This is a genomic window from Globicatella sanguinis NBRC 15551, assembly GCF_001552295.1.
GTDB lineage: Bacteria > Bacillota > Bacilli > Lactobacillales > Aerococcaceae > Globicatella > Globicatella sanguinis.
This window is the reverse complement of record NZ_BCQX01000137.1, coordinates 1-5,656: the sequence shown is the minus strand read 5'-3', so window position 1 is coordinate 5,656 and position 5,656 is coordinate 1. Positions and strand designations below refer to the sequence as shown.

General features: G+C 36.0%; 4 protein-coding genes. 3 read left to right on the top strand and 1 reads right to left on the bottom strand.

Annotated features, from left to right (window positions below):
- Positions 1–101: 101 nt before the first annotated feature.
- Positions 102–1,040 (bottom strand): LysR family transcriptional regulator, encoded by a 939-nt coding sequence (locus GSA01S_RS09165; protein WP_066126844.1) that lies wholly within the window; start codon positions 1,038–1,040, stop codon positions 102–104.
- A gap of 184 nt (positions 1,041–1,224) precedes the next feature.
- Here GSA01S_RS09165 and GSA01S_RS09160 point away from each other — a divergent pair, with 184 nt between their 5' ends.
- The 3 genes from GSA01S_RS09160 (at position 1,225) to GSA01S_RS09150 (ending at position 5,578) form a co-directional block, all read left to right on the top strand.
- Positions 1,225–2,574 carry a GntP family permease gene (locus GSA01S_RS09160; protein WP_066126843.1) on the top strand — a complete coding sequence of 450 codons (1,350 nt, stop codon included), beginning with the start codon at positions 1,225–1,227 and terminating at the stop codon, positions 2,572–2,574.
- A 320-nt stretch (positions 2,575–2,894) separates the two neighbouring features.
- Complete coding sequence (guaD, locus tag GSA01S_RS09155) at positions 2,895–4,256, top strand: guanine deaminase (protein WP_066126841.1); 1,362 nt, start codon at positions 2,895–2,897, stop codon at positions 4,254–4,256.
- A gap of 14 nt (positions 4,257–4,270) precedes the next feature.
- A complete protein-coding gene (locus tag GSA01S_RS09150; protein ID WP_066126840.1) occupies positions 4,271–5,578 on the top strand; it encodes a uracil-xanthine permease family protein in 1,308 nt (435 codons plus the stop codon).
- The last annotated feature ends 78 nt before the right edge of the window (positions 5,579–5,656 follow it).

Genomic DNA, 5,656 nt, shown 5'->3' with positions numbered 1-5,656 from the left:
TTTTATATCTGGTCTACTCCCAACTGTGCGGGGGTGGACAGACGAAGCGGAAATTATCTAATTTTCTGCTTCTTGCCCACTCTTTTTTTGTATATTGAAGTTTATACACGAAAATGGAATTCTTGACTTTTTTGGTGAAAAATCTCTTTTGATTGTTCAATAAATTGTTCGGTATATGAGGGAATAGGTTTGTCTCTCAAATAATAAAGTACAAACTGGACTTTAAAATAATCGTCTTCCAGAGAGAAGATATTACAATTATTAAAACTAACGGTATTCATGCCGGTAATAGGGACCAAAGTATTGCCATAGCCTTTTCTAACTAAGCCAATAGCGGTATATAAATTACTTGTTTCGTACATTAGGTTTAAATTCATATCCTCTTTAAAGTACACATCATTTATTTGCCGGCGCAAACTAAACTTTTCGGGCAATAAAATCAGAGGTAAATTATTGAGCTGACGAGTAGGAAAAGGTTCTTCAACTAATTGATTATCATATTGTGGGTCATAGAGTGGGCTGTTTTTGGAAACCACTAAATATAATTGATCCGTATATAAAACTTCCTGAACAAAGTCATTTTCGTCTTGAACGCTTAGACCAATGACGATATCAAGTGTTTGATTTTTAAGCATTTGATTAAGACGCGTGGTTGAAAATTCATAAAATTCAAATTTGATATGAGGGAAATACTGATTAAAAATTTGATAAACCGTTGGTAATAAGGCTGAAGCTAAGGTGTGATTAACACCTACACGAATTAGGCCGTGTTTTTCTTGGGCTACTAACGACAAATCGGCTAACATTTTCTTTTCTATTTGTTCAATTTGATTCAAATAATTTAAATAAACCTGCCCAGCGTAAGTAATACTCATCGAGCGATAATTGCGCTTAAATAAAGCAGTGCCAATTTTATCTTCGGATTCTTTTAACAATTTTGATAAATAAGGTTGAGTGACAAATAATTTATCGGCTTCAGCGGTCATGTTACCTGCTTCCATAATGGTTTGAATTAATTCTTTATCCGTAATACTGCTCATGGGTGCAACTCCTCTATTATAACTTATTGGTTATTTTAAAACGAGATTAACATTTGAAATTTTCTTTAAACCTATTGTACTATATCAACTTAGTTATGGGAAGCGTATACAAAATGTTATTTAATTTATGTTATAAAACTTGATATGATAAAGATAACAAATAAACAGTAGAGGAAAAGTGCATATGGAAATATTAGGTATTATTGGAATTTTTATTGCAATTATCGCGATTATTTGGATGTCGGTTAAAGGAATGCACATCGCAGTGGCAGCGCCTTTAGCAACATTGATAGTCATTTTAACGAGTCGAATGAATATCTTTGAATTCATGGTTGGTAAAGAGCATTCTTATATGACAGGATTGGCCGGTTTTCTAATTAATAACTTCGCCATCTTCTTATTGGGAGCGGTATTAGCTCAATATATTGAAAAGAGTAATGCAACCTTATCTATCGCAAACTTTGTTTTGAAACTGGTTGGGCGAGATAATCCCTTTTATGTCATGTTGGCTTTTGCTTTAATTGCGGCAATTTTAACTTATGGAGGGGTAAGCTTATATGTCGTCATGTTTGCTTTAATCCCATTAGCTAAGCCGATTTTTAAAGAATTAGATGTGAGTTGGAAATTATTGCCGATTCCGTTATTTTTAGGGATGGCGACCGTCACGATGTCGATGTTACCCGGAGCGCCCTCAGTGCAAAATGCGGTGCCGACTTCTGTTATTGGCACGACTTTAACAGCAGCGCCCCTCCTATCTTTAATTGGCGCAGCGGCAGCTTTAGCTTATGGCGTTTTATACTTATATCTTCAATTAAAAGCCTCTAAAGCCAAGGGTGAAGGATTCTATAGTTATTCAGCTGGAGAAGCCGAACGTCAAGCAGATGAATTATCTAGTAGGCAAGAAGTTCAAATTGATGAAACGAAATTACCGTCGATTTTATTATCTGTTTTACCATTAGTGACCTTAATTATCATCATCATGTTGTTTTCAAAAGTAGACCATATTATTCTAATCGCTTTAACGGTGGCGATTGTGAAGTCATCAATTATTTTTAGACCCTATATTAAAGAACAAATGCCATTATTAAATGCGGGAGCGAATGGTTCCATTGGGTCAGCGTTTGCGACGTCATCTTCTGTTGCTTTTGGATCGGTCCTGACCGCGTCACCTGCTTTTGCGATTATTCAACATGCGATTACGAGTATACCTGGAAGTCCGTTAATTGGTTTATCGGTGGCAGCTGCATTATTAAGTGCGGTAACCGGTTCGGCTTCAGGTTCGTTAGGTATTGTAATGAATAGTATTGCCGGAGATTATATTGCGAATGGTTTAAATCCTGAATTAGTACACCGAATTGCTGTAGTAGCGGCCGCTGTTACGACCTCTATGCCACATTCAGGTGTGAATATTACTTATAATAACTTAGCCGGCACCACCATTAAAGATGGGTTTATCCATCAAGTATTTATTGTAGGGGGCTGTCATCTAGTTGCCTTAATCGTGATGATTTTAGTAAGTAATATTTTATATTAGTTGGGTGTCTTATTTTTTCTTACATAGACTTGAGTTAGCCATATCTAACTTGGGTCTTTTTTTTGTTCGTATTTAGGCAGCATGAAACGTATGATATGACTTTTGTGACTGTTGGTTACTAAGTTAATTTCATTAACAAAAAATAGTTCAAGTTAATTCTAATCATTATGATGTCATAAGAAATTGAGAGGACAAATTGAACGGCAACAAAACACGAACGATTACAAAGGATAATATGTAAGATACTGAAAATGCCCTTGTAAAAACGAAATATAAAAACTAGAATGGCATATGTAGTTTGTAAAATAAGGAGTAGAAAAATGAAAATTTTTAAAGGAAATATATTTAGTGCCCCTGAATTTGGAGAGCTAATTTATGGGGAAAATCAATTAATTGTCGTCAATGACGAAGGTTATATTGAGTCTATTTACGACCCTGAAAAAGATAAGGAACAATATCAACACATTTTGTCCATAGCACAAGAAGATGACTCGTTGGTAGAGTTTGATTCTCAGCATGTATTGTTACCAGGGTTTATCGATTTACATATTCATGCGCCACAATGGGCACAAGCTGGTATTGCCTTAGATGAGCCTTTAAATGTCTGGTTGGATGAATGTACCTTTCCACTTGAAGGTAAATATCAAGATGTAAACTTTGCCACCCTAGTTTATCAGGATTTAGTTCGTAATTTACTAGCACATGGCACCACCACTGCATTATACTTTGCGACTATTCACCGTGAAGCATCCTATAAATTAGCGGAAATTTGTGCGGAATTAGGACAAAGAGGATTAATTGGTAAAGTCGTGATGGATAAAAAAGACTCATGTCCAGATTACTATCGTGACGAAACGACAGAAGTAGCTTTAGCTGAAACAGAGTTATTTATTCAACAGGTGCAAACACTAAATGAAGATACATATCAAGGCGTATATCCAGTCGTGACACCTCGTTTTATACCTAGTTGTACGGATGAGGCATTAAAGGGTTTGGGTGAATTAGCGCAGAAATATGATGTTCATGTGCAATCGCATTGTAGTGAAGGTCAATGGGAACATGATACTGTTTTTGAACGTTATGGAAAATCAGATACTGAAGCGTTAAGAGATTTTAACCTATTAGGGAAGAAGTCAGTCATGGCTCATGCACCTTACCTAAGTGATCATGATTGTCAAATTTATCATGAAACCCAAACGGCCATTGCTCATTGCCCGATTTCCAATGCTTATTTTGCGAATGGAGTATTACCGGTTAAAAGTTTCCATCAAAAAGGGGTTGAAATAGGTTTAGGTAGTGATATTTCCGGTGGATTTTCACCTAGTTTATATGACAATTTAAAACAAGCGGTTATGTCTTCTAGAATGTTAGAAGATGGAGTGGATGTGCAATTGCCGTTTGAAACAAGAGGCAAAAAAGATAGCCGTATTACGATGACTGAAGCTTTTTATTTAGCGACTAAAGCGGGTGGACGAGCGTTAGACTTACCTATTGGAGCCTTTGAACCTGGGATGGCCTGTGACTTCCAAGTTATCGATTTACAAGCCACAACGCACCCATTACCAGATTTCGGTGTCTTTAATGAACCAGAACAATTATTACACCGCATTTTATATTTAGCCAACACTGAAAATATTAAAGAAGTCTATGTTCAAAGCAAACTTGTACATAGTAGAGGATAGGAGAATGACGATTAATGGAAACGACACAAAAATTAACAATTGGACCAAATGAACCGATTTCAATTAAACAATCCTTATTTTTAGGCTTACAACACGTTTTAGCAATGGATGTCTATGTTGTACCTTTTATTATAGTAACAGCGGTAAGTGCCCCTGTTGAACAAGCGACCGCTTTAATTCAATCATGTTTTTTAGGTGCAGGGATTGCTTCTTTAATCCAAGTGTTGTTTTTCTTAAAATTACCAGTGTGTCAGGGACCTTCTTTTGTGCCAGTTGGGGCAATCATTGGTCTTTATTTCGGGAATGGTAACTTCAACAATGTTTTTGGTGCCAGCCTAGTGGGAGGCTTAATCTTGGCGATTTTGGGTGCTACCGGAATCATTAAGAAAGTGATTGCCGAATATATTCCGCGTATTGTTTCAGGGACAATTATTATGATTGTTGGTTTATCTTTGTTACCAGCTGCTTTCAACTCTAATATTTATGTACAAAGTGACATTTTAAGTATGCATCAAAATATTTTATTAGCTACTATTTCTGGTAGTTTATTGATTATTTTTTCAATGATAGGTTATTATGCTCCTAAAACAGGTAACTTACTACGTATTGGATCGGTTATTTTTGCGATTGCGATTGGAACAATAGTAGCTGCTTTAATGGGAGGTTATAATTTTGATAGTGTTATGAGTGCCGGTTGGTTTACGAGACCGATGGTTGCATTTGTGGATTATCCATTAGGATTTGATTTATCTTCTATTCTTACAATGTTAATCATTTATTTAGTATTAACAGCCGAAACAACAGGAACTTGGTATGCGGTAAGTAGTGTTATCGATGAACCTATTACTGATCATCAATTAAATATGGGGATTATAGGTGAAGGGATTGGCTGTATGATTGCGGCCTTAGTCGGTGCGACACCAGTGACTGGTTACTCAACTAATGCAGGGATTATCTCAGTAACAGGAGTAGCAAGTAAACGAGTATTCGTTGGCGCATCGATTTGGTTTATTATTTTATCATTTTTAGGAAAATTCTCTGCATTAATTAATTCGATTCCTTCTTCTGTTATTGGCGGTATTTTTTCGGTCGTGACAATGATTATTTTATTAGCTGGATTTAAAGTGATTAAAGAAGAACCTTTTGACGAAAGACAAACCTATATTGTCGGTTTGCCAATTATTGTGGCAATGGGATTGATTTTCTTACCCGTCGAAGTGAAACAATCGGCACCTACAATGATTCAATATTTATTGGATTCGCCCATTGCGATTAGTGCGATTATTTCAATGCTTATGAATAAATTATTGCCAGAAATTTAAAAGAATCAGTTTTAATGGCTGAATGTAAAGGTCATTAAAGCTGGGAGTGGGCAAGAAGTAGAAATCAGTTGATTTTCG

Excerpts from the sequence above, each read along its gene's own strand:
- guaD (WP_066126841.1), top strand. The coding sequence starts at position 2,895 with ATGAAAATTTTTAAAGGAAATATATTTAGTGCCCCTGAATTTGGAGAG.
- GSA01S_RS09150 (WP_066126840.1), top strand. The coding sequence starts at position 4,271 with ATGGAAACGACACAAAAATTAACAATTGGACCAAATGAACCGATTTCA.
- GSA01S_RS09160 (WP_066126843.1), top strand. The coding sequence starts at position 1,225 with ATGGAAATATTAGGTATTATTGGAATTTTTATTGCAATTATCGCGATT.
- GSA01S_RS09165 (WP_066126844.1), bottom strand. The coding sequence starts at position 1,040 with ATGAGCAGTATTACGGATAAAGAATTAATTCAAACCATTATGGAAGCA.